This is a genomic window from Variovorax sp. GW821-FHT10C12 (genome assembly GCF_059415405.1).
In genome coordinates this window covers 203,796-227,787 of record NZ_JBWKNE010000007.1, presented here as the reverse complement: position 1 = coordinate 227,787, position 23,992 = coordinate 203,796, and the positions used below count along the sequence as shown (strand labels likewise).

Here is a 23,992-nt window from a genome sequence, read left to right as displayed (position 1 = left end):
GGGGTGTTTGTACTACCAGCGCGCACCGAAAGTGCGGCGCAGTTCATCGATCTGGTCGGGGGCGAGCGGTGCGGGCCGGGTGGCCTGCGTGAGCATCTGCAGGCGGGCGGTTTCTTCCAGCTCTTCGAGCACGGCCATCGCGGCGGCCGGCGTCTCGTGCCAGACGTTGGGGCCCAGGCGCGTGAGCATCGCCGCGCGGATCGGCGTGCCGGCCGCGCCGTAGCGCGCGATGGCCTGCGCCACCTGCTCGGCCGCCTCGGGCGCGCCGGGGCGGTGGTACGGGATGACCGGCACATGGCCGACCTTCATCACGAAGTAGGGCGTGAGCGCGGGCAGCAGTTCGGCCTGCGGGTTGCCCAGGGTCAGGGCCACGCAGTGCGTGCTGTGCGTGTGGATCACGCAGGCCGTGGCGGCATCGAAGCCGCGCGCGGCGGCGTAGATGCGCGTGTGCAGCGCGATGGTCTTGCTGGCGCGGTCGCCGCCGGTCTGCTGGCCCTGCGCGTCGAGCCGTGCGAGCCGCGCGGGGTCGAGAAAGCCCAGGCAGGCATCGGTCGGCGTGATGAGGAAGCCGTCGTCCAGCCGCACGCTGATGTTGCCGGCCGTGGCATGCACGTAGCCGCGCTCGAACAGGCTGCGGCCGACGCGGCAGATTTCGTCGCGGGCTTCGTTCTCGGTCATGCGAGCACTGTAAAAGCTTTGGTGAAGAAATCGTCGCTGCCGAAGTTGCCCGACTTCAGCGTGATGTGCAGCCCCGCTTCGGGCGCCGCATCGCAGCGCGCATGGCACCACGGCACGCCGGGGTCGATCTGCGGACCGATCTGCATCTGCGCGATGCCCAGCGCCTGCACGCAGGCACCCGAGGTCTCGCCGCCGGCCACCACCAGCTGGTGCACGCCGCGCTCGACCAGGCCGCGCGCAATGGCGGCGATGGTGCGTTCGACCATCGCGCCGGCTTCTTCCACGCCGAGCCGTCCCTGCACCGACTTCACGGCGCCGGCTTCGGCGGTCGAGTAGACGAGCACAGAACCCTTGTCGATGAGCGGTGCGGCCCAGGCCAGCACTTCGGCGGTCACGTCCACGCCCGCCGCGATGCGCAGCGGGTCGATGGCCATCGCCGCGCCGCCGCGCTGGATGAAGTCGAGCACCTGCCGGTTGGTGGCGAGCGAGCAGCTGCCCGACACCACCGCGGTCTTGCCGCCGGCCTTCGGCAAGGCGCTGGCCTGCGACGACGGCGCGAGGCCGAAGTTGGCCGGCAGGCCGATGGCCACGCCCGAGCCCGCCGTGAGCAACGGCAGCTTCGCGAGCGCCGGGCCCATGCGCAGCAGGTCGTCGTTCGAGACCGCATCGACGATGGCGATCGACACGCCCTCGACCTTCAGCTGCGCGATGCGTTCTTCGATCGCCGCTGCGCCGCGTGCGACCACCGCGTGGTCGATCAGGCCCACCTTGCGCGTGCACTGCGCCTGCAGCACGCGCACGAGGTTCGGGTCGGTCATCGGCGTGAGCGGATGGTTCTGCATGCCGCTCTCGTTGAGCAGCACATCGCCCGCGAACAGGTAGCCCTTGAACACGGTGCGCTTGTTGTCGGGGAAGGCGGGCGTGGCGATGGTGAAGTCGCAGCCCAGTGCGTCCATCAGCGCCTCGGTCACGGGGCCGATGTTGCCTTGGGCCGTGCTGTCGAAGGTCGAGCAGTACTTGAAGTAGATCTGCTGCGCGCCCTGCGCCTGCAGCCAGCGCAGCGCATCGAGCGACTGCGCGATGGCCTCGGCCGGCGCGATGGTGCGCGACTTGAGCGCGACCACCACGGCATCGACGTCGGCATCGAGCGGGCCGGCGGGCACGCCGATGGTCTGCACCACGCGCATGCCGGCGCGCACGAGGTTGTTGGCCAGGTCGGTGGCGCCGGTGAAGTCGTCGGCGATGCAGCCGAGCACGAGCTTCGCCATCGCTCAGCCCTTCAGCGCGAGCGTGACCGCCTGCGCGTTCTCGCGCACGTAGTCGCGCAGGATGGCGTCGAAGCTGGCGTCGGCCTTCAGGCCCAGCGCCTCGGCGCGCGCCGCGTGGATGCGGCTGGGCCAGCTGGTGACGATCTTCGCGATGGCGGCGTCGGGCTCCCAGTCGATGAGGGCGGTGGCCTCGGTGCCGGCGATGCGCTCGAGCGCCTGCGCCATCTCGCGCACGGTGGTGGTCAGCGCGGGCAGGTTGACCGCGGTGCGCGCGCCCCATTCGGCGGCACCGGCGGTGGCCGCGCGCACGATGCCCGCGACGGTGTTGCCGGGCGAGGCCAGCGCGACCGGCGTCTCGGGCGCCACGGGGCAGCGCGCGCGCACGCCGGCCAGCGGCTCGCGCAGCATGCCGCTCAGGAAGCTGGAGGCCGCGCCGTTCGGACGGCCCGGGCGCACCGACACCGTCATGAGCCGCACGTTGCGGCCCTGCACGAAGCCCTTGCGCGTGTAGTCGGCCACGAGCTGCTCGCCGATGAACTTCTGGATGCCATAGCTGTTCTGCGGCGTGGGCAGCGTGGTGTCCTCGATCACCGCGGGCAGGCGCTGCTCGGGCGAATCGCCGAACACGGCGACGGAGCTGGAGAACACGAACACGGGCGCATGGCCCGCGCTGCGGCAGGCGTCGAGCAGGGCGCGCGTGGTGTCCAGGTTGCTGCGCATGCCGAGGTCGAAGTCGGCCTCGCACTCGCCGCTCACGGCGGCGGCGAGGTGGAACACGGCGTCGGTGTCGGCCAGCGGCAATGCGCCGTTGGCGGCCTGCTCGTAGAGGTCGCCCTGCACGAACTGGATGCGCGCGTCGGCGGCGAGGTCGGCGGGCGGCGGCACGCGGTCGGCCAGCGTGATGCGTGCGATGTCTTTCGCCGCGCCGCCCGCCAGTGCGAGCGGGCCGCCGGCGAGCAGGGTGCGAGCGAGGCGGGCGCCGAGGAAGCCGCAGCCGCCGGTGATGAGAACGTTCATGGTGTGTGTCTTTCCTGGGTCGGTGGAGCGCAGACGCTCGATGCTATTTTTTCGATTCTTTCGCAACGGGCAGCTCGATGCCCGGGAAGATCTTGATGACCGCGCTGTCGTCCTCGCGCGCGAAGCCGGCCGTGGAGGCCTGCATGAACATCTGGTGCGCGGTGGACGACAGCGGCAGCGGAAACTTGCTGGCGCGCGCCACGTCGAGCACCAGGCCCAGGTCCTTCACGAAGATGTCGACGGCCGACAGCGGCGTGTAGTCGCCCGCCAGCACGTGGGCCATGCGGTTCTCGAACATCCAGCTGTTGCCGGCGCTGTGGGTGATGACTTCATACAGCGCGTCGGGGTTCACGCCCTCGCGCAGGCCCAGCGCCATCGCTTCGGCGGCGGCGGCGATGTGCACGCCGGCCAGCAGCTGGTTGATGACCTTCACCTTGCTGCCCGCGCCGGCCGAATCGCCCAGGCGGTAGACCTTGGCGGCCATCGCGTCGAGCATCGCGCCGGCCTTCTCGTAGGCGGCGGGCGTGCCGGCGGTCATCATCGTCATCTGGCCGCTGGCGGCCTTGGCGGCGCCGCCGGAAATCGGCGCGTCGAGGTACAGGATGCCCTGCTGCGCCAGGCGCGCTTCGAGCGCCATCGACCAGTTCGGGTCGACGGTGGAGCACATCACGAACAGGCTGCCGGGCTTCATCGACGCCGCGCAGCCGGGCGTGGTGCCGTCACCGAACAGCACCGACTCGGTCTGCGCCGCGTTGACGACCACGCTGACCACGATGTCGCACTGCGCGCCGAGCGCGGCCAGCGTGTCGCAGGCGGTGCCGCCTTCGCGCGCGAAGGCCTCGGCGACGCCGGGGCGCACGTCGAACACATGCGGCGCATGGCCCGCGCGGCGCAGCGATTGCGCCATGCCGCTGCCCATGGCGCCCAGGCCCACGAGGCCGACGACGGGGGTGTTGGTGGAAGAAGAAGTCATGTCGTGCGTCCTTCGGTCAACGGTTGACGAGTTGCTTGGGCGTGAGCCACACGCCGATGGCGCCGAGCACCAGCGCGCCGGCCAGCACGTACATGCCGATCTGCGTACTGCCCGTGAGGTCCTTCAGGTAGCCGATGAGGTACGGGCTCACGAAGCCCGCGAGGTTGCCCACCGAGTTGATGACCGCGATACCCGCGGCCGCCGCCGTGCCCGAAAGGAAGGCGGTGGGCAGCGACCAGAACAGCGGCGCGCAGGTGAGCACGCCGGCTGCGGCGAGCGACAGGAAGGTCAGCGACACGACCGTGTTCTGCGTGTACGAGGCCGCGACCGTGAAGCCCACGGCGCCCATCATCGCGGGAATGATCAGGTGCCAGCGGCGCTCGCGGCGCGCGTCGGCGCTGCGGCCGAACAGGTTCATCGCGACGATCGCGCACAGGAACGGAATGGCGCTGAGCAGGCCGATGTTGAAGTTGCCCTGCACGCCCGTGGCCTTCACCAGCGTGGGCAGCCAGAAGGTCAGCGCGTACTGGCCCATGACGAAGGCGAAGTAGATCAGCGCCATCCACCACACGCGCGCGTCGCGGAACATCGCGCCCACCGAATGCGGGCCCTTGGCGCCGTGCGCCTGGTCGCGGTCGACCTCGCGCTGCAGCAGGTTCTTTTCTTCCGGCGAGAGCCAGCGTGCATGCTTGATGCCGTTGTCCAGGTAGAACAGCACCATCACGCCCACCAGCACGGCGGGAATGGCTTCGATGATGAACATCCACTGCCAGCCGTGCATCGACGACACGCCGTGGAAGGCGTCCATGATCCAGCCCGACAGCGGGTTGCCGAAGATGCCCGCCACGGGAATTGCCGACATGAACACCGCGATGATCCGCGCGCGCCGGTGCGACGGGTACCAGTGCGTCAGGTACAGGATCACGCCGGGGTAGAAGCCTGCCTCGGCCACGCCGAGCAGGAAGCGCAGGATGTAGAAGCTGGTCGGCGTTTCCACGAACACGAAGCAGGCCGACAGCAGGCCCCAGGTGATCATGATCCGCGCGATCCACACGCGCGCGCCCACGCGGTTGAGCAGCAGGTTGCTCGGCACTTCGAACAGGAAGTAGCCCAGGAAGAAGATGCCGGCCCCGAGGCCGAACACGGTTTCGCTGAAGCCGAGGTCCGCGCCCATCTGCAGCTTGGCGAAGCCGACGTTCACGCGGTCGAGGTACGCGACCACGTAGCACAGCATCAGGAAGGGCACGAGGCGCCAGAACACCTTGGCGTAGGCGCGTTTTTCGAGCGCGGCGTCGGGCGCGTCAGCCGCGAGGGGCGCGCCGGCCTGGAGGGTGGAAGTCATTGGGAGGGAGTCCGCTGGATGAAAAAACGGGGCCGTCCCGTCACCCTGCGGCGCGGTCGCCCCTTACTTGTCAGGTCATCATACAAATTTAAGACAAGTTCCCGGATACGGGATAACCCGCACATTCTGCCCCTACCGAAAATTTGTGAGCGTGGGCTTACTTGCCCGCAGGCCAGCCTTCGACCAGGGGTCGGGCGAGCTGGGCGCCTTCCTGCTGCCAGAAGGCCGGGTCGGCCTGCTCGATGCGGCGGATGGCGTTGTCCATGTGGGCCTTGGCGGCTTCGCGCGCGGCCAGCGGGTCGCCGGCGTCGATCGCCTCGACGATGCGCGCATGTTCCTGCGCCACTTCGCGCACGAAGTCGGCGCGGCGCGCCTCGTTGGCGCGCGTGACGCGGGTGGCGCCATGCAGGAACTGCCGCAGGTACTGCAGCGTCCCGATGAGGAAGGGGTTGCGCGCGGCCTCGGCGATGGCGCGGTGAAAGCGCACGTCCTCGTCGGCGCCGTTGCCGCCCATCGACACCGCCGCGTGCAGCGCATCGATGGCGTCGCGGATGCGCAGCATGTCCTCGGGCGTGCGGCGCTCGGCCGCGAGCGCGGCCACCTCGGCCTCGAGCGCGCGGCGCAGCTCGACCATCTGCACCACCGCTTCGCGCGACGCCACGTGCGGCATCTCGAAGCGCAGCGGTTCGACCCCGGCAGCGCGCACGTACACGCCGCTGCCCTGGCGCGAATCGACCAGCCCGAGCGACTTCAGCCGCGACACCGCCTCGCGCACCACCGTGCGGCTCACGCCGAACTGGGTGGCCAACGCGGTCTCGGTGGGCAGCCGGTCGCCTTCCGACAGGCGCCCGCTGCGCACCTCGGCCACGAGCGCTTCCGCCACCTGGTCGGCCAGGCGGACGGCGGGAGCAAGGGACTGGAAGCGGGCGGTCATGGGCGCGGGAAGGCGGTGGGGCCTGCGACTCTAACGCAGGCACCACGCCGTCACGCCGCATGGCCGCGCTGGCGTCAGGCGCCGAGCGCGTGCCGCGCGGCGCGCGCGATGCTCGCCGCGTCCACGCCGAAGAAACCGCGCAGCGCGGCGCGCGTGTCGCTGCGGCCGAAGCCGTCGGTGCCCAGCGTGAGGTAACGGCGGCCTTCGGGCAGGAAGGCGCGCACGCTCTCAGGCAAAGCGCGCACGTAGTCGGTGGCGGCCACGATCGGGGCCTTGCTGGCCTTGCCGAGCTGCTGCGCGACGAAGGGCGTGCCTGCATTCTTCTCGCCGGCCAGCGCGCGCTGCTCGCAGGCCTGGCCGTCGCGTGCCAGTTCGCTCCAGCTCGTGACGCTGAACACCTCGGCCGCGATGCCTTCGTCGGCCAGCTGCTGCGCGGCCTTGATGACCTCGGTGAGGATCGCGCCCGAGCCCAGCAGCGTGACGCTCTGCTTCGCCTTGCCCGATGCCGGCGCATACGTGCCGAAGCGGTAGCAGCCGCGCAGGATGTCGGCCTCGGCGCCGGCCGGCAGGTCGGGCTGCGCGTAGTTCTCGTTCATGAGCGTGACGTAATAGAACACGTCCTGCTGCTCGACCATCATCTCGCGGATGCCCGCGTCGACGATGACGGCCATCTCGCCCGCGAAGGCCGGGTCGTAGGCCTTGCAGTTGGGAATGGTCGCGGCCACGAGGTGGCTGCTGCCGTCCTGGTGCTGCAGGCCTTCGCCGCCGAGCGTGGTGCGGCCCGAGGTGGCGCCCAGCAGGAAGCCGCGTGCGCGCTGGTCGGCCGCCGCCCAGATGGCGTCGCCCACGCGCTGGAAGCCGAACATCGAGTAGTAGATGTAGAACGGCAGCATCGCCAGGCCGTGCACGCTGTAGCTGGTGGCCGCCGCCGTCCAGCTGGCGATGGCACCGGCCTCGCTGATGCCTTCTTCGAGGATCTGCCCGTCGGTGGCTTCGCGGTAGCTCAGCACCGAGCCGATGTCTTCCGGCGCATAGCGCTGGCCCACGCTCGAATAGATGCCCACTTGCTTGAACAGGTTGGCCATGCCGAAGGTGCGCGCCTCGTCAGCCACGATGGGCACGATGCGCGGGCCCAGGGCCTTGTCCTTCATGAGGTTGCCCAGCATGCGCACGAAGGCCATGGTGGTGCTCATCTCCTTGCCCGCGGCGGCCGTGGCGAACTGCGCGTAGGCCGCGATGTCGGGCTTGGGCACGACGTCGCAGGCGGTTTCGCGGCGCGGCATGGCGCCGCCGAGCGCTTCGCGGTGCTGGCGCAGGTAGCGCATCTCGGCGCTGTCTTCGGCCGGGCGGTAGAAGTCCATCGCGGTGGCCTGCGCGTCGGTGAGCGGCAGGTTGAAGCGGTCGCGGAACTCGAGCAGGTCCACGTCGCCCATCTTCTTGTGCGAGTGCGTGGTCATCTTGCCCTGCGCGGCGCTGCCCATGCCGTAGCCCTTCTTGGTGTGGGCCAGGATGACGGTCGGCTGGCCCTTGTGGGCGGCGGCCGCGGCGTAGGCGGCGTGGATCTTCACGAGGTCGTGGCCGCCGCGCTTCAGGCGGTCGATCTGCTCGTCGGTCATGCCTTCGGCCAGGCGCGCGAGCTCGGGGTTCTGGCCGAAGAAGTTGTCGCGGTTGAAACGGCCGTCCTTCGCCGCGAAGGTCTGCATCTGGCCGTCGACGGTGTTGGCGAACACGCGGGCCAGGGCACCGCTCACGTCCTGCGCGAACAGGCCGTCCCAGTCGCTGCCCCACACGAGCTTGACGACGTTCCATCCGGCCCCGGCGAAGAGCTTTTCGAGCTCGTCGATGATGCGGCCGTTGCCGCGCACCGGGCCGTCCAGGCGCTGCAGGTTGCAGTTGACGACCCACACGAGGTTGTCGAGCTTTTCGCGCGCGGCGAGCGTCAGCGCGCTCATCGACTCGGGCTCGTCCATCTCGCCGTCGCCGAACACGCCCCAGACCTTGCGGCCTTCGCAGTTCAAGAGGTTGCGGTGCGTGAGGTAGCGCATGAAGCGCGCGTGATAGATCGAGCTGATCGGGCCGATGCCCATCGAGCCGGTGGGGAACTGCCAGAAGTCCGGCATCAGGTACGGGTGCGGGTAGCTGCACAGTCCGCGCGCGCCGCTGCCGTCGGTGAAGGCGGGCGCGGTGAGTTCCTGGCGGTAGTGGTTCAGGTCTTCTTCGCTCAGGCGGCCTTCGAGGTAGGCCCGCGCATACACGCCGGGCGCGCTGTGCGGCTGGAAGAACACGAGGTCGCCGCGGTGCGCCGGGCTGCGCGCATGGAAGAAGTGGTTGAAGCCGGTCTCGAACAGGTCGGCCGCGCTCGCGTAGCTGGCGATGTGGCCGCCGAGCTCGCCGTACGCCTGGTTGGCCTTGGCCACCATGGCGAGCGCGTTCCAGCGCATGAGCGAGGCGAGCTTTTCCTCGACGGCAAGATCACCCGGGAACGGCGGCTGGTCGGCCGCGGCGATGGTGTTGACGTACGGCGTGGCCAGCTCGGGCTGCCAGCCGATGCGCTGCTGCCGCGCCAGGCGCGCCAGCTCGGCCAGCATCTGGCGCGCGCGCTGCGGACCTTGCGTCTGCGCCAGCGCCAGGAAGGCGTCGCGCCATTCGGCGGTCTCTTCGGGGTCGGGGTCGTGCGACGGCGGCGTGTCGAGCAACAGGGCGCGCATCTGGTCGGCGGAGATCGGGGCGTTCATGCCAGCACTTTAAGCCGCCTCGAGGAAAATTAGCTACCGGCACCTCTGATTTCATGGCTATTTGCAAGCATAAAATGCCGCCATCCAAGCGCTTCACGGAATTTCATGGAACTCGATGCCATCGACCTGCGCATTCTCGACGAGCTGCAACGCGACGGCGCCCTGTCGAACGTCGAACTGGCGCGCCGCGTGCACCTGTCGCCCTCGCCCTGCCTGGCGCGCGTGAAGGTGCTGGAGACCAGCGGCGTGATCGACCGCTACGTGGCGCTCGCGAACGCCAAGGCGCTGGGCCTGGGGCTCAACGTGTTCATCTCGATCAGCCTGACGACGCAGAGCAAGCAGTCGCTGGCCGACTTCGAGCAGCGCATCGCCGAGCACGACGAGGTGATGGAGTGCTACCTGATGACCGGCGACAGCGACTACCTGATCCGCATCGCCGTGGCCGACATGGCGGCGCTGGAGCGCTTCATCATGGAGCAGCTCACGCCGATTCCGGGCATCGAGAAGATCCGCTCGAGCTTTGCGCTCAAGCAGGTGAGATACAAAACGGCGCTGCCGTTGCCGACAGCGCCGTCTTGAGGGCCGAGCCTCGAAGGCTTACTTCGCCAGCTTGATCTGGATCGGGTCGGCCGTGAGGTAGCCGACGGCGGCGCTGTAGCGGTCGTTGTAGTTCTTGCGCACCAGCGGGTCCAGCGTGGCCTGCACCTTCGAGTGGATGCCGCCCCAGTCACCCGCGTGCTGGAAGTTGCTCATGATGTAGGTCCAGCCGTTGATCTCGTCCACGGCATGCAGGCCGGTCGATTCGCCGCCCGCGGGGATCGACATGAGGCGCGAGAGCTTCTTGGTGTCGATGTTGTAGGCCCACAGGAAGTTGTTGACGTGGCTGCTGCTGTCCTCGCCGATGAACAGCGTGCGCAGCTTTTCCGAGAACTTGATGTTGTCGGGGTTGCCGATCTTGTCGGGGCTGGAGGTGTTGCCCAGCGCGTCGGGCGTGGGGAGGTCTTGACCCACGATCAGCGCGCGGGTCTGCGTGGGCACCCAGTCGCTGTTGATGGACTTGCCGTCGGTGTCCTTCTGGCCGCCGGCCAGGTTGTGCGCCATCACGCCGCCGGCGCTGAGCTTGCCGGGCAGTGCGATGTTGTTGGCCGCCGACCAGCCCTTGCCTTTTTCGACCATCGAGTCCTGGATGTTCTGCAGCGCGGAGTAGGCCACCTTGTCCTTGATGTTGACGGTGGTGCCTTCCATCTTGGTGAAGGCCATGCTGGCGCCCTTCACGTTGGCGTAGCGGTGGGTTTCCAGGAAAGCCGCGGCCTTTTCCATGCCGGGCTTCACGCGGCCCCAGCTGGCCTTGCCGTCCAGGTACATGGCGGTGTACGTGGGGTCGACCGGGTCGGTGGTGGTCACATCCATGATGTCCGTGGCCTTGAGCGTATTGGCCAGTGCCTCGATCTCGGCGCTGGTGGCATGGCCCAGGTTGATCCACGTCATCTTGGTGGCGGCTGCGGCGGGGTCGATCGAGTAGCCGGCTTCGTAGCGGGCCACGTAGAGCGTGCCGGCCGACAGGTCTTTTTCCTTGTCGGCGACGAACATGAAGAAGCCGCCGTTGGTGTAGTCGTCGCCCATGATGGCGGTGCGGTTGTCGGGCATGACCTGGATCAGCTCGTGCGAGATGCGGCCCATGCAGTAGTGCTTCTTCACGCTGCCGGTGCCGTCCGGGTTCACGGTGACCTCGGGCAGGTGGCCGTAGTGGTACGGGTTGGCCTTGGTCTCGTCGCCGAACACGTTCTTGCTGTAGGCCTTGAACATGTCGGTGCCGGCGGCGGTGGTCGCGTCGGGCTCGTACTCTTCGCTGGACAGGTGGGTGTTCCACGGCGACAGGCTGGCGCCGCAGGTGATCCACAGGCCGTGGGCGCTCGACATGTCGACGTTGTGGTACTTGACCAGGCTCAGCTTGCCGGTGGTCTGGTCCTGGTCGAGCGTGAGCACCGCGATGGGCGACGGCAGCGTGCCGTAGGTGCCTTCGCCCTTCAGGTTGCGCGTGGTGTATTCGAACTGGACCACGGCGAACACCGCCTTGCCCTTGATGCCGGGCACGTTGGCGTTGGGCAGTGAGATGAGCGAAGTGCCGTCCGGGCTGTCCGAGAAGAACTGGCGCTCCTTGCCGGCCACCGAGGCATCGATGATCGGCTGGTTCTTGATGTCGACGTAGCCGCCCGCGAGGATCTTGCCGCCCTTGCCGTCCGGCACCATGTCGCCGGTCAGGAAGAAGGGCTGGTAGGCCAGGCGGTATTCGGTGGAGCTGCCGTTGTCGAACGACACCTTGAGCGTGGAGCCGACGGTGTTCGTGGCCATGGCGGCCGGGTCGGCCAGCGTGGGTGCAGCCATGCCGTTGAATTCGGCCGACACGAACTGCGCAGGTGCGGGTGCCGGCGCGGGGGCCGGCGGCGGCACCACGAAGGGCGGGAAGGCCTGGCCACCACCGCCACCACCGCCGCAGGCGGTGAGAAAGGCGACACCGCCCAGCGGGAGCATCGGGGCGGCGCCCAGCAGTTTCAGGGCGTGACGGCGGGAGGCGGCGGGCGCCTTGACGTGATCAGTCATTTTGTTTTCCAGGGATCGTGGGGTGGGTCGGCATGAGGCCTAAAGTCAGCCTCTGTCAGGCCGCAGACCTTAAAAGGCGCCCATGACGAAGGCGTGCATCGCGCATGACAGAACGATGACGACCGCCACGATCACACCCCGCCCACGCCCCGGTCGGCGGCATGCAAAACGGCGCGGGATCACCGCGCCGTTGTGTCGTTCAAGCCGCCGAGGGCTTCAAGGTGCCGGCAGCTGCCTCGGCCACAACGCCCACAGCCGCAGCGGCTGGTTCACGCTCGCCGCCAACCGGCCGGCCTCCGCGCCGGTGCCGGCGAAGTAGTCGGCGCGCACGGCGCCCAGGATGGCGCTGCCCGTGTCCTGCGCCACCACCAGTTTCTGCAGCTGCGCGGTCGGGCCGCTCGATGCCAGCCACACCGGCGTGCCGTAGGGAATGCTCTCGCGGTCGACCGCGATGGAGCGCCCCGCCGTCAGCGGCACGCCCTGCGCGCCGCGCGGACCGAAGGCGGCGTCGAGCTCGCTCATGGTCTCTTCGCGGAAGAACACGTAGCGCGGGTTGCTCCACAGCAGCTGCGACACGCGCTGCGGGTTCTGCGCCACCCAGGCCTTGGTGTCGTCGGGCCACTTGCCGACCTTGGCGACGCCCTGGCTCATGAGCCATTGCTGCACGCTGCGGTACGGCTGCTCGTTGGTGGCCGCATAGGCCACGCGCACCGTGTGCTGGTAGCCGTTGGCCTCGGTGATGCGCAGGCGGCCCGAGCCCTGGATGTGCAGCATCAGCGCGTCGATGGGGTCGGCCATCCAGGCGATCTCGCGACCGCGCAGCGCGGCCTGGGCCTCGGGCAGGGTCTCGATCTCCTGGCGCGTGAACCAGGGGCGCTTGGGCACGAGGCCGTCGGGCGCCTGGTACAGCGGCACGTTGAAGCCGGCCGAGGGCACGCGCGAGGCTTCGTACACGGGCTCGTAGTAGCTGGTGAGCTTGCCTTCGCTCTGGCCCGCGAGCGATTCGACGCGGTAGGGCTGCAGCCGGTCGGTCATCCAGCGGCGCTGCTCCTCGGGCGTGGCGATGGCGAGCTGGCGCACCTCGCGGCACAGCGGTGCGAAGGCGGCGTTGGGGCGTGCGCAGTTGGCCAGCAGCGCGATCCACGCCTCATGCAGCGGGTCTTCGCTGAAGCCCGGCAGTTCGGACCAGCCCACGGGCACCCAGCGGCTTTTCGGATGCGCGAGCGATCCGGTCAGCGGACCGAGGTCGCGCGGCGGGGTGACGGTGGGTCGGGTGGGGGTGTCGGGGGCGCGGGGGCCGAGGGAACAGCCGGCAAGCGTTGCTACGATCGCAAGCCCCACCAGCCACTGGAGTCCATTTCTCATGGGTTTGATTCTGCTTGAAGCCCTCGCCGCGGGACTCGTCCTGATCTTGATCATCTGGTGGACCATGTTTTCCGGGCGCAACAAGGGTGAACTGCATGACGAGCCCGACGCCGATGCCGAGAGCTCGGATCGCGATCCCCCGCCCAAAGTGTGAATTGCTCGTGTAGCCGCACGGCGCGCCCCGCTGTCGGACAAGCACCCTATTGCTACAACTTTAGTAGCAATCATCGCAGCATTCACGGGCGATGGCGAAAGTTTTCTTATTTTCCGTAGGGCTTTGAGCACGTACCATCGCGTACCCGTCGAGGGCTAAGCTGTGGCCCGTTTGATTCAACCTGGAAAGGCATCGCCATGAAAAAGTTCGTTCTTGCAACCACCGCAGCTGCCCTCGTCCTGTCCGGCTGTGCCGGCGGAATGACCGACACCCAGCGCAACACCGGCATCGGTGCCGGCATCGGCGCGCTCGGCGGCGCAGCGATCGGCTCGGCCACCGGCGGCAACCGCGGTGCCATCGGCACGGGCGCGGTGGTCGGCGCGGCAGCCGGCGCACTCGGCGGCTACCTGTGGTCGCAGCGCATGGAAAACCAGAAGCGCCAGATGGAAGCCGCCACGCAAGGCACCGGCGTGGCCGTGACGCAGACGGCCAACAACGAGCTCAAGCTCGCCATTCCGAGCGACGTGTCGTTCGACGTGGGCCGCTCCAACATCAAGTCGAACTTCGCACCGGTGCTCGACCAGTTCGCCAACGGCCTGCGCAACAACCCGAACGCCGAGGTGCGCATCATCGGCCACACCGACAGCACCGGCTCCGACGCCATCAACAACCCGCTGTCGGTGGACCGCGCCGCCAGCACGCGCGACTACCTGGTGGCACGCGGCGTGAGCGCTGCGGCCTTCCGCATCGAGGGCCGTGGCTCGCACGAGCCGGTGGCCGACAACAACAGCGACGCCGGCCGGGCACAGAACCGCCGCGTCGAGATCTACGTGGGCGAGCGCGCACAGCGCGGCTGATCGCAGCCCCACCGGGAAACCGGCCGCCCTATCGAACGGCCGGTTCCCGCTTCAGTTTTCATTGGTCCAAGCAGAGGGAAAATTCATGAGGAAGTTTGTTGTGTCTAGCGCGGCCCTGGCCGCTGTGTTGTTCATCGCGGGGTGCGCATCGTCGACCCCGCCGGCCGAAGCACCGGCCGCACAGCAGGCCGCACCGGCCAACAGCTGGACCGCCCGCCTGGACGCGCTGAAGGCCGAGCTCGAAAGCTCCACCAAGGGCACCGGCGTGGTGATCGAGCAGACCGCCGACAACCAGCTTCACGTCGTGATTCCGAATGAACTCTCGTTCGACACGGGCCGCGCCAACGTCAAGCGCAACCTCGCCCAGGTGCTCGACAAGGTCGCCGAAGGCCTGAAGAGCGCCACCACCGCCAGCCTGCGCGTGGTCGGCCACACCGACAGCACGGGCAGCGAAGAAGGCAACGAACGCCTCTCGGTGAGCCGCGCCGACAGCGTGCGCAACCACCTGGTGGGCCGCGGCGTGTCGACCACCGTGATCACCACCGACGGCCGCGGCTCGCGCGAGCCGCTGGCGGACAACGGCACGGCCGCCGGCCGCGCGCAGAACCGCCGCGTCGAAATCTTCGTCGCCGAGAAGATCTGAGCGCAGGTGCTGCGCGCACGGCGCGCGGCACCGTGAGGAAATCCCGCATGAGGGCACGGCACCGCCGGGCCTAACATCGCGCGGCCTGCACGCGGCACGCGCACCGCGCGCCGGGCGGACACGAGAGGAAACTCCGATGAACGCCATCGCGCCGGCCCCATCGAGCGTCGCATCCCACTTTGCCCCGGACATCATCGCCGCGGGCACCGGTGCGCAACCGCAGTACCTCGTGACAGGCGGCGACCAACTCTTCGCCGCCCGCTGGCAACAGGACCCATGCTGGCTGCCCTTCCACGGCGCGGCGCATCACGTGCTGGTGCTGCACGAGAACGGCAGCACCGCGGTGCGCAAGTACGAGCGCGGCAAGCTCGTCGCCTCGCGCTCGCGGCTGGGCAGCGTGAGCTTCATCCCCCGCGACGGCACCGAATGGGAAATCGGCGGGCGCTGCGGCGTGGTGCACCTGTACATCGGGCAGGCGCTGATCGCGCGCGTCGCCGCCGAGGAAGACCTCGGGCCGGCGGTGGAGATCGATCCCTTCTTCGCGATCCGCGACCCCTGGCTGCAAGGCTTCTTCCAGATGCTGGTGAGCGAGGTGGAGCTGTACGGCGCCGTGCCCCTGAGCCCCGATTCCTTGCTGCTCTCGCAGAGCCAGCACCTGCTGGCGCATCACCTCGTGCGGCGCCACTCCGCGTCGGGCCGCGGTGCGCCGCCGCGCACGGAGGGCGTGCGCCGGCAGCCGGTCCTGACGCCGCGGCAGCTGCGCCGGGTGACCGAGCACATCGACGCGCACCTGGCCACGCCGCTGGGGCTGGCCGACCTGGCCGCGCTGGTGCACCTGTCGCAGGACCACTTCATCCGCAGCTTCAAGGCGGCCAGCGGCATGGCGCCCTACCAGTACCTGCTGCGCCGCCGCCTGGAAGGCGCCGCCGAACTGCTGCGCACCAGCGACCTGCCCATCGAGGCCGTGGCCCAACGCATGGGCTTTGGCAGCCCCGCGTACTTCTCGACGCGCTTCCGTGCGTTCCTCGGCGTGGCGCCGAGTGCCTACCGCCGCATGCGCTGAACCGCGCAGCGACTTGCGCAAAAGCGCGCCGCTTTCGACATCCCGTGCTTCGTTCGGGCCGACAGGCCCCGGTGCGCAAAGCCGCTCCTAGACTGGCTTCGCAGGCCGATCCCGGCCGCATCACCCACGGAGACACCATGACCCTGACCGCCCTGAAAGCCACGCCGCCGGCCAGCGCCGCCCATGCGCGCATCACGCTGCCGTACCCGCATTTCCAGAAGCTCGACAACTATCCATGGAAGCCGTGGGTCATGCCCGGCGTGGCCTACAAGCTGCTGAGCATCAACCGGCGCAGCGGCGGCTTCACCTGCCTGCTGAAGGTCGATCCCGGCACCGAGGCGCCGGTGCACCACCACCTGGGCGCCATCGAGGTGATCGTGCTCGAGGGCGACATCTACTACGAGCGCAACGACATCGGCCGCCCGGGCGACTACATGCACGAGCCCGCCGGCGACATCCACCAGCCGCGCTCCGACGGCGGCTGCGTGCTGTTCTGCGTGTTCGAGGGCGCGATTGCCGGGCTGGGCGAGGACGGCAACGTCGTCGGCATCGTCGACGGCCGCAGCATGCTCGAGATGGCCACGCGCGACGGCGCCGCGCAGCACGTGCACAGCTGAGGCCCGGCCTGCGAGCTAGAGATCGCGCAGGCGGTTGGCCAGCTCCACCGCCGACTTCACTTCCATCTTCTCGAACACGCGCGCCCGGTGGACCTCCACCGTGCGCACGCTGATCGCGAGCTGGTCGGCGATGAGCTTGTTCGGCAGGCCCTCGACCACGAGGCGCATCACGTCGCGCTCGCGGTCGGTCAGCTCGGCGATGCGGTCGGCCAGGCCGCGGCGCACGCGCTGCACTTCGAGGGCGCGCTGCGACATGCCCAGCGCCTGCTCGATGCGGTCGACCAGCGCGTTGTCCGAGAACGGCTTCTCGCAGAAGTCGAAGGCGCCGCGCTTGACCGCCTCGACGGCGGTGGGCACGTCGGCATGGCCGGTCAGGAAGATCACCGGCATCTCGGCCAGCAGGCCGCGTTCGGCCAGCCGGTCGAACAGCACCAACCCGCTCATGCCGGGCATGCGCACGTCCAGCAGCAGGCAACGCGGCTGATCGGGCAACGTGGCCTCGTCCAGGTACTGCTCGAAGGCCTCGGCGCTGCCGAAGTGCTCGCTGGCCAGGCGGCGCGAACGCAGCAGCCAGGCCAGCGCCTCGCGCACGCTGGCGTCGTCGTCCACGATAAAGATCAAGCCATCGATCAGCGGTTGCATGCCATGAGGTCCAGCGGAACAGAAAACGAAGAAGAAGAAAAAGGCGGCTATCCCGCAGCCGGGAGCGTAAACCTGAAGACGGTGCCCCGGGGGCGGTTGGGCTCGAACATCAGCGCGCCGCCATGTTGCTCCACCACGGTGCGGCACAGGCTCAGGCCCAGGCCCATGCCGTCGGGGCGCGTGGTGAAGAAGGGCGTGAACAGGCGCGCCGCCACCTCGTTGCTGATGCCGCAGCCCAGGTCGGCCACGGAGAACTCGAGCCAGCGGCGGCCGTCGGCCGGCGCGGTGGCGCCCACGGGCAGGGCACGCGCCACGCGCAGCCTCAGCAGGCGGCTGCCGGTGTTGTCGGGGCTGTCCATGGCCTGCATGGCGTTGCGCGCGAGGTTCAGCAGCACCTGCTCGACCAGCGTGCGGTCGCACACCACGGCGGGCAGGCGCTCTTCGCACACGATCTCGATCGTCACGTCGAGCTTGCGCGCCTGCAGCCGCACCAGCGGCAACACGGCGTCGATGAGCGCCTGCGGCGCCACGGCCTCGCGCATGCGGTCGCGCCGGCGCACGAAGTCGTGCACGCTGCGGATCACCTGGCCCGCACGGTCGGCCTGCTCCGCGATGCGCTTCACGGCCATGGCCACCTCGGCCTGCTCGCCGCGCGCCTCGGGCCCGATCAGGTTGAGCGAGCCGGTGGCGTAGCTGGCAATGGCGGCCAGTGGCTGCGTGAGCTCGTGGCTCAGCAGCGAGGCCATCTCACCCACGGTGGCCAGGCGCGCGCTGGCCTGCAGGCGCTCCTGGCTGGCGCGCGAGAGTTCCTCGACGCGGCGCTGCTCGCTCACATCGATGAAGGCGCTCATCCAGCCGGTCTGCACCTTGTGCGCGTTGATCAGCGGCGCCTCGAAGATGAGCACCGGAAAGCGTGTGCCGTCCTTGCGCATGAAGACCGACTCGAAGCCCTCGCGCGGCGGCAGGCCGCCGGCGAAGCGGCGCGTCTGGCGCAGGTGGTATTCGTGCGCCAGCTCGGTGGGCCAGTACGGCGCCTCGACGCTGTCGGCCATGAGCTCTTCGGGCGTGAAGCCGACCATCTCGCAGAAGGCCGGGTTGACGTAGGTGATGCGCCCCTGCAGGTCGCGCGCGCGCAGGCCGGTGATGACCGAGTCTTCCATCGCCTTGCGAAAGGCCAGCGCGTCGGCCAGGTCGCGCTCGGCGCGCAGGCGCCGGCGGGTGTCGCGCGCCAGCAGGATCAGCACCGACACGAGCGCGATCGAGATCGCCGTGACCAGCGCCGTGAGCATGTTCGGGAACAGGTCGGGCGCGGCGCGCCAGCCGTCCACGCGCAGCATGAGCGAGGCGCCCGGCAGGTCGATGCGCTGCTGCGAGGTGAACACGCGCGTGCCGATGCGCCGCGAGGTGCCCAGCGCCACCAGCCGCGTGCCGTCGGCTTCGGTGAAGGCGACCTCCTGTCCGCGCGTGAGCGTGGGGCCGACCAGCTCGACCAGCGTGTCGCGCAGCGAGTAGCTCGCCACCAGGTAGTCGCCGCTGTCCATCGGCAGGCACAGCTCCATCACCTCGACACCGCCGCCGCCGGCCACGGGCACGTAGTGGCTGGGCGAGTAGGCGGGCGCGCCGGCCTTGCGCGCGGTGGTGCAGGCCAGCGTGACGTCGGACTGCGCGGGGCCGCGGCTGCTCTCCTCGAGGATGCGCATGCGGTAGGGCGTGTTCACGGCCTCGATGGGTTGCAGCTGCGCATCGCGCCATTCGAGCCGCAGCCATTCGCGGTGCTCGCGCAGTTGCGCCGCCGCGCGGTCGGCCCAGTGCGTGCGCTCCATGCCCGGCGCGAGCGTGGCGCGCAGGCTCTGGGCGTTGCGCTGCAGGCCGCTGCGCAGGTCGACGACGGCGTCGGCCGTGTCGCGCTCGAGCGCCGCCTGCACCTGCTCGACCTCGTGCCGACCGGCCAGCCACACGACGGTGACCAGCAGCGCCAGCACCAGCACCGCCAGCAGCAGCCAGAGAAACCAGCGCTGCCACAGCGAGCGCAGGCGCGCGAAGGCGATCCACACCCGGCGCTGCCGCGATGGCTCGGGCGGCTGCGGCGGCGGTGCGGGAAGGTCCAGCGCCTCGTCGGCCATCGTCAGGCGAGCACGCGGTGCGACAGCGCGGGCAGCTGGGCGCGCGTGCGCTCGACCTGCCGGGCGTCGAGGTCGAACAGCACCACGCCCTCTTCGGCGGCCTGCTGCGCCACCACCGTGCCCCAGGGGTCGATGACCAGCGACTGGCCCCAGGTCTGGCGGCCGTTCTCGTGCGTGCCGCCCTGCGCGGGCGCGACCACCCAGGCCAGGTTCTCGATGGCACGGGCGCGCAGCAGCACCTCCCAGTGGGCGGCGCCGGTGGTGCGCGTGAAGGCGCTGGGCACCAGCAGCAGGTCGGCGCCCTGCCCCGCCAGCGCGCGGTACAGCTCGGGAAAGCGCAGGTCGTAGCACACGCTCATGCCCACGCGCCAGGCGTGGCCGTCGCGCGAGGGCAGCTCGAACACCACGGGCTGCGCGCCCGGTGCGATGACGCGGCGCTCGTCGTAGCGCTCGGTGCCGTTGTCGAAGAAGAACAGGTGGATCTTGTCGTAGCGCGCCACGCACTTGCCTTCGGGCGAGAAGGCCAGCGAGCTGTTGAAGACGTGGTCGGCGTCGTCGCTCTCGATGGGCAGCGTGCCGCCCACGATCCACAGGCCGAACTCGCGCGCCGCGTCGGCAAGGAAGCCCTGCACCGTGCCGGCGCCGGCGGTTTCGCGCAGGCCGAGCTTGTCGGTGTCGCGTGCGCCCATCATGCAGAAATACTCGGGCAGCACCGCGAGCTCGGCGCCGTCGCGCGCCGCCTGCCCGAGCAGGGCGTGGGCGCGCACGAGGTTGGCTTCGCGGGCGATGGCGGACACCATCTGGATGGCTGCGACTTTCATTGCGTGGTCTCCATTTTTTTGCCTTCCCCCGCTGTCGATGCGCCCGGCAGGCCGGGCAGCAGCTGCAGCGAGCGCGGCACCTTGGCGATCTTCGGGTCGGCCCAGGTGCCTTCGACGTGGAACTCCTGCGTGGCGGCCGCCGCGAGCGGCTTGCTCAGCACCCACTGCGCGAGGAAGGTGCCCAGGCCGATGGCCGGGTTGATGGCCGTGGCCACCAGCGCGGCCGTGCCGGCGTTGATCTCGGGCACCACCACCACGCGCAGGTTCTGCGTCTCGCGCACGATGTCGGCCGAGCCGTCCATGAGCGCGGCGGCGTTCACGCCCTTCATCTGCAGGTTGTTGGTGCTGGCGATGCCCTTGTTGATCTTGGCGTCGCCGCGGATGAAGTCGAAGGCGAAGCCCTGGCTGAACACGTCGCGGAAATCGAGCGTGAGCCGGCGCGGCAGCGCCTGCAGGCTCAGCACGCCCAGCAGCTTGGCCAGGCCGGGGTCGGCCTTGAGGAACTGGCCCTGCTCCACGTCGACCTGCAGCTGGCCGCCCAGGCTCGGGTAGTCGAGCGAGAACGGCGAACCGCGCCAGTTCACCTCGCCCTCGAGCCGCCCCTTGCCGCGCCGCAGCACGCCCGGCATGCCGAAGCGCGTGAGCAGGTCGCCGGCGTCGGCGATGTCTAGCTTGAAGTTCATGGCCGTGCGGCGCTGGCCAGCGCTGGCGCCCGCCGGTGCGGCCCAGGTGCCCTTGGCGGTGAAGGTGGCTTCGGGCACGCTGAACGCCAGCTTGTTGAGCAGCCATTCGCGCCCGCCGCGGTTGACGGCGTCGATCTCGGCACGGCCCAGGTGCTTGCCGAGCAGCTCGAAGTCGTCGACCACGATGTCCAGCGCCGGCAGGGTGCCCGGTTGCTCGTCGAGCAGGGTCTCGACCTGCGTGGCCTCGGCCGGCGCGATCTTCAGCCGCGCAAGCCGCGCGTAGAGCCGGCCGGCCTGACTGTGGCTGTACTCGGCGTAGCCGCTCAATTCGGTGGCGTCGACGTTGGCACGCCACAGCGTGCCGTCGCGCGTGCCGCCCAGCACCACGTTGTGCAGGGTGCGGCCCGCGATGCCCAGCTGCTGCGCGCGCACCGCGATGCGCGTGGGCAGGTAGGCCAAGTCGGGATCGTCGGCCCGCTCGCTGCCGGCGACCACCGCCGCGGTGCCCACCAGCGCCTGCCAGGCGCCCATGTCGAGCTTGGCGATGTTGACGTTGGCGAACACGCCCCGGTCGGACGGCAGCGCCGTCTCGCCCGGCGCCAGCCCGATGCCGATGCCGCCGCGCAGCACGCGCGCCTCGCCCGTGGCCGACAGCTCGCGCACGTACTGCACCGCGCCGATGCGGCCCAGTTCGAGCGTCAGCTGGTCCTGCGTGGCATGGCGGGTGTCGCGCGCCAGCACCTTCTTTTCGATGCGCAGCGGCATCTGCTCTTCGGCCGTCTTCACGAGCGGTGTCGGCAGCTGCAGCGCCAGCCCCTGCAGGCTGCTGGTGAGCGAGAACTCGGGCGTGTCGTCGCGCATCGAGAAGGTGGCGGCATACGGCGTGCTGCCGGTGGCATGTTTGGCCAGGCGCGCGAGCCAGTCGACCTCGCGCGCACCGCGCAGGCCCTCGGCGCTGGCCGTGCCCTGCGCCTTCAGCGCCAGTTCGCGCTGCGGTCCGCTGAAGCGGCCCTTGCCTTCGACGCGCACGTCGCCGCCCAGCAGCCGGGCCTGCACGCCGGCCAGCGAGAAACCGGTGTCGGTGAAGCTGAGCGTGCCGCGCGCCTGCGTGAACGGCGGCGCCTCGGGCACCACCTGCAGCTCGTTGTCGGCCAGCGTCACGGTGGCCTGCACCTTGGTGCTGTTGACGTTTTCCAGCGGCAGGTCGAGGCGCAGCTTGTAGTCGGCCGAGCCGGTGGCGCGCGCGCGCTGCAGGAAGGGCCCGGCCTCGCCGGCCAGTGGCGCACCGGCGCGCAGCACTTCGCCCAGCGGGCCCTTGGCCTGCGCGTCGACGCGCAGCAGCGCGGCGTGGTGCGACATGTCGGCGATCTGCGCCTCGGCCTTCGTGATCTCGAGGCCGGGCGCGCCCGCGATGCGCCCGCGCGCGTTGCGCACCTGCATGCCCGCGCGCTCGAACACCAGTTCGCCCGACACGCCGGTGAGCGCCGGCCACACGGGCGGCGGCGCGGCGGGCGGGCCGGTGCGCGACGCCGGGGTTGCTGGGGTCGCGGTGGCGGCGGCCAGCGACGGCGGCACGTAGGCGTAGTGCACGTCCGACACCTTGGCCGCGATGCGGAACTCGCCCTGCTTCGGGTCCATGAAGGGCATGTCGTGCAGGTCGCCGCGCACGCGGAAATCGACGGTGCTGGCCGTGCCCTTGATGACCGACTCGCGCACGTAGTCGCGCGTGTGCTGCGGAATGTCGAGCGGCAGGTAGCGGAACACGCGCGTGCCGTCGGCGCGCGTGAGCTTGCCCTGCAGGTCGAGCACGCCGGGGTGCTGCGCGCGGCTGCTCGAGGTGGCCGGGTCGCTGGTGCGCCAGCTGGCCTCGGCCTCGCCTTCGGCGTCGGTGTTGGCAAAGCGCAGCTTCGACATCTGTACCTGCATGGCGCCGTTGTCGAGCTTCCACTGCAGCTGGGTCGAGAGCCGGTCGATGGGGATCACCGGGTCTTCGAACACGCCGGGGAATTCGAGCGAGCCCTTGGCGATCGCCAGCGTGGCGGTGCCGCCGGTGTGGCTGGCGTCGAAATCGAGCGTGGCGCCGCTGAGGCCGGGCGTGCCCGGATGAATGCGGGGCGGTGCGGCGGGCGCGCCGGCCGGTGCCGGGGTGCTCGGCGTGGTCGCGGCCGGCGCCGGCTGCGACGCCACGCGCAACCCGCTGACCCGCCCCTTGGCCTGGTAGCGCGCGATCGCGTCGGGCGCGCCCTGCCAGTTCATGTCGATGCGCTCGACCAGCCCGCGCGGCGCATAGGCGCCGAGCACGCGGTGGGTGGCCTCGCCCAGCGGCAGGCGGTCGGCGATGAGCGCCAGCGCCGCGAGGTCGAGCCGGTCGGCCTTCAGCGCGCCGTGCTCGGGCGTGCGGCCCTTGGTCGGCGTGTGCTGCAGCCACAGGTTGCCACCGGGCCAGCGCAGGCCGTCGACGGTGTCGAACTGCAAGGCGGTGGTCGAGAACTCGAAGGTGTCCGCGTTCATCTGCCCCGCGAGCCGGCCGGTGACGGCGCGCAACACCAGCGGCTGCAGTCCCTTGCCGAGCGAGGCGTCGATGCGGTTCAGCCCCAGGTCGGCGGCGCCGCCGACGATGCGCCCGTCGTCCACGTCGGCCCACACGCGCAGCGCGCCGTTGCCTTCGCGGATGCGCGCGTCGAGCGAGACGTACTGGCCGAGACGGGTGACGTCGATGTAGGGCAGGTCGGCATAGAGTTGGCCGTCCCAGGTCTGCCAGTGGCCGCTGCGCAGCGACAGCAGCGGCTGGCGGAACTGGCCGCGCAGCGTGAAGCGCTCGCCCCAGCCGGCCGGCGGCGTGGCGTCCAGCCGCAGGCCGTGGCGACGTGCGCCGTTGCGGGACACGAAGCGCACGTCGGTCAGCAGCAGGGGCTCGGCACCGCGCTGCTCGTCGGTCCAGCGCACGGTGCCGCCTTCGATGACGAACTCGCGCTGCGCGAAAAACCAGTCGGCGGCGCGGGTTTCTCCGGTCGTGTCGGTCTCCATGTGCAATCCAGCCACATGGAGTTTTCCCTGAGTGTCGCGGCGCACGTCGAGCTGCGGACCCTCGATATAGAGCTGCTCGAAATTCAGGCGCCAGAGCGACCGCGGCGACACGCTCGCCACCACGCGCACGAGGCGAAGGGCCTCGCGTTGGTCTGCGTCCTGCAGCACCACGTCGCGCAATTCGAAGGCCGGGAATAGCCCTTCGGAGCGGGCGGTGATGGCGCCGATGCGCACCGGGACACCGATGGCCTTGCTAGCCTGCGCCTCGAGTGCACCGCGAAAATCGCCGATTCGCGGCACAATCCACGCGTGCAGGACCACGACTGACAGCGCCAGCAGAAGCCACGCAGCGAAGAGCAGACCCAATAGCCAGCGCGCTGTCACAGCGGTGATTTGGAGCAGACGTGAAGGGGAAGACGCCGTGTCGTTCATTGAGGATCGCGCTGTGT

At 69.9% G+C, this 23,992-nt stretch carries 19 protein-coding genes; 6 read left to right on the top strand and 13 right to left on the bottom strand.

Translation table 11 applies throughout. The annotated features are described in order from the left end of the window. Positions 1-12: 12 nt before the first annotated feature. The 7 genes from AC07OH_RS25725 to mdeB all read right to left on the bottom strand — a co-directional run bounded on the left by AC07OH_RS25725 (position 13) and on the right by mdeB (position 8,947). Positions 13-678: a class II aldolase/adducin family protein gene (locus tag AC07OH_RS25725; RefSeq protein ID WP_495302602.1), complete on the bottom strand. Its 666-nt coding sequence runs from the start codon at positions 676-678 to the stop codon at positions 13-15. Further along, a complete protein-coding gene (gene otnK, locus AC07OH_RS25720) occupies positions 675-1,946 on the bottom strand; it encodes a 3-oxo-tetronate kinase (protein ID WP_495302601.1) in 1,272 nt (423 codons plus the stop codon). The genes AC07OH_RS25725 and otnK overlap by 4 nt, the downstream gene beginning before the upstream one ends. 3 nt (positions 1,947-1,949) lie before the next feature. Continuing rightward, positions 1,950-2,963 carry a D-erythronate dehydrogenase gene (gene denD, locus AC07OH_RS25715; protein WP_095950468.1) on the bottom strand — a complete coding sequence of 338 codons (1,014 nt, stop codon included), beginning with the start codon at positions 2,961-2,963 and terminating at the stop codon, positions 1,950-1,952. A 43-nt stretch (positions 2,964-3,006) separates the two neighbouring features. Continuing rightward, positions 3,007-3,936, bottom strand: a complete 930-nt coding sequence (ltnD, locus tag AC07OH_RS25710) for an L-threonate dehydrogenase (protein ID WP_495302600.1) — start codon at positions 3,934-3,936, stop codon at positions 3,007-3,009. Between the two features lie 16 nt (positions 3,937-3,952). Next, positions 3,953-5,278, bottom strand: a complete 1,326-nt coding sequence (locus tag AC07OH_RS25705) for an MFS transporter (protein WP_095747283.1) — start codon at positions 5,276-5,278, stop codon at positions 3,953-3,955. A 157-nt stretch (positions 5,279-5,435) separates the two neighbouring features. Beyond that, positions 5,436-6,212: a FadR/GntR family transcriptional regulator gene (locus AC07OH_RS25700; RefSeq protein ID WP_070063260.1), complete on the bottom strand. Its 777-nt coding sequence runs from the start codon at positions 6,210-6,212 to the stop codon at positions 5,436-5,438. Positions 6,213-6,286: 74 nt separating this feature from the next. Continuing rightward, positions 6,287-8,947 (bottom strand): alpha-ketoglutarate dehydrogenase, encoded by a 2,661-nt coding sequence (gene mdeB, locus AC07OH_RS25695; protein ID WP_495302599.1) that lies wholly within the window; start codon positions 8,945-8,947, stop codon positions 6,287-6,289. 105 nt (positions 8,948-9,052) lie between these two features. Here mdeB and AC07OH_RS25690 point away from each other — a divergent pair, with 105 nt between their 5' ends. Next, a complete protein-coding gene (locus AC07OH_RS25690; protein ID WP_099794063.1) occupies positions 9,053-9,526 on the top strand; it encodes an Lrp/AsnC family transcriptional regulator in 474 nt (157 codons plus the stop codon). An 18-nt stretch (positions 9,527-9,544) separates the two neighbouring features. Here AC07OH_RS25690 and AC07OH_RS25685 read toward each other — a convergent pair whose 3' ends face one another. Both AC07OH_RS25685 and mltA read right to left on the bottom strand, forming a co-directional pair. Further along, positions 9,545-11,548, bottom strand: coding sequence for a PhoX family protein (locus AC07OH_RS25685; protein ID WP_495302598.1), 2,004 nt, complete (start codon positions 11,546-11,548; stop codon positions 9,545-9,547). Positions 11,549-11,764: 216 nt separating this feature from the next. Next, positions 11,765-12,913, bottom strand: a complete 1,149-nt coding sequence (mltA, locus tag AC07OH_RS25680; protein ID WP_495302597.1) for a murein transglycosylase A — start codon at positions 12,911-12,913, stop codon at positions 11,765-11,767. On the opposite strand from mltA, the gene AC07OH_RS25675 reads away from it, so the two are divergent. The 5 genes from AC07OH_RS25675 to AC07OH_RS25655 all read left to right on the top strand — a co-directional run bounded on the left by AC07OH_RS25675 (position 12,912) and on the right by AC07OH_RS25655 (position 16,247). Next, entirely contained in the window at positions 12,912-13,067 is a 156-nt protein-coding gene (locus AC07OH_RS25675; RefSeq protein WP_180288602.1) for a hypothetical protein, read from the top strand. The two genes, mltA and AC07OH_RS25675, sit on opposite strands and share 2 nt — an antisense overlap. A gap of 197 nt (positions 13,068-13,264) precedes the next feature. Next, positions 13,265-13,924 (top strand): YiaD family glycine zipper/OmpA-like lipoprotein, encoded by a 660-nt coding sequence (locus AC07OH_RS25670; RefSeq protein ID WP_062480790.1) that lies wholly within the window; start codon positions 13,265-13,267, stop codon positions 13,922-13,924. Between the two features lie 85 nt (positions 13,925-14,009). Then, positions 14,010-14,567, top strand: coding sequence for an OmpA family protein (locus tag AC07OH_RS25665; RefSeq protein WP_489060665.1), 558 nt, complete (start codon positions 14,010-14,012; stop codon positions 14,565-14,567). Between the two features lie 136 nt (positions 14,568-14,703). After that, entirely contained in the window at positions 14,704-15,630 is a 927-nt protein-coding gene (locus tag AC07OH_RS25660) for a helix-turn-helix domain-containing protein (RefSeq protein ID WP_495302596.1), read from the top strand. Positions 15,631-15,767: 137 nt separating this feature from the next. Next, the gene (locus AC07OH_RS25655) at positions 15,768-16,247 is read left to right on the top strand and encodes a 2,4'-dihydroxyacetophenone dioxygenase family protein (protein WP_159279179.1); all 480 of its coding nucleotides are present in this window, start codon (positions 15,768-15,770) and stop codon (positions 16,245-16,247) included. A 15-nt stretch (positions 16,248-16,262) separates the two neighbouring features. Here AC07OH_RS25655 and AC07OH_RS25650 read toward each other — a convergent pair whose 3' ends face one another. The 4 genes from AC07OH_RS25650 to AC07OH_RS25635 are packed head-to-tail and all read right to left on the bottom strand — an operon-like array spanning position 16,263 to position 23,975. Further along, positions 16,263-16,889: a response regulator transcription factor gene (locus AC07OH_RS25650; protein ID WP_492682181.1), complete on the bottom strand. Its 627-nt coding sequence runs from the start codon at positions 16,887-16,889 to the stop codon at positions 16,263-16,265. A gap of 47 nt (positions 16,890-16,936) precedes the next feature. Next, positions 16,937-19,012, bottom strand: coding sequence for a sensor histidine kinase (locus AC07OH_RS25645; protein ID WP_495302595.1), 2,076 nt, complete (start codon positions 19,010-19,012; stop codon positions 16,937-16,939). Positions 19,013-19,014: 2 nt separating this feature from the next. After that, on the bottom strand, positions 19,015-19,833 hold the full coding sequence (locus AC07OH_RS25640) for a carbon-nitrogen hydrolase family protein (RefSeq protein WP_095747289.1): 819 nt from the start codon (positions 19,831-19,833) through the stop codon (positions 19,015-19,017). After that, positions 19,830-23,975, bottom strand: a complete 4,146-nt coding sequence (locus AC07OH_RS25635; RefSeq protein WP_495302594.1) for a YhdP family protein — start codon at positions 23,973-23,975, stop codon at positions 19,830-19,832. Before AC07OH_RS25635 ends, AC07OH_RS25640 begins: the two co-directional genes overlap by 4 nt. Between the last annotated feature and the right edge of the window lie 17 nt (positions 23,976-23,992).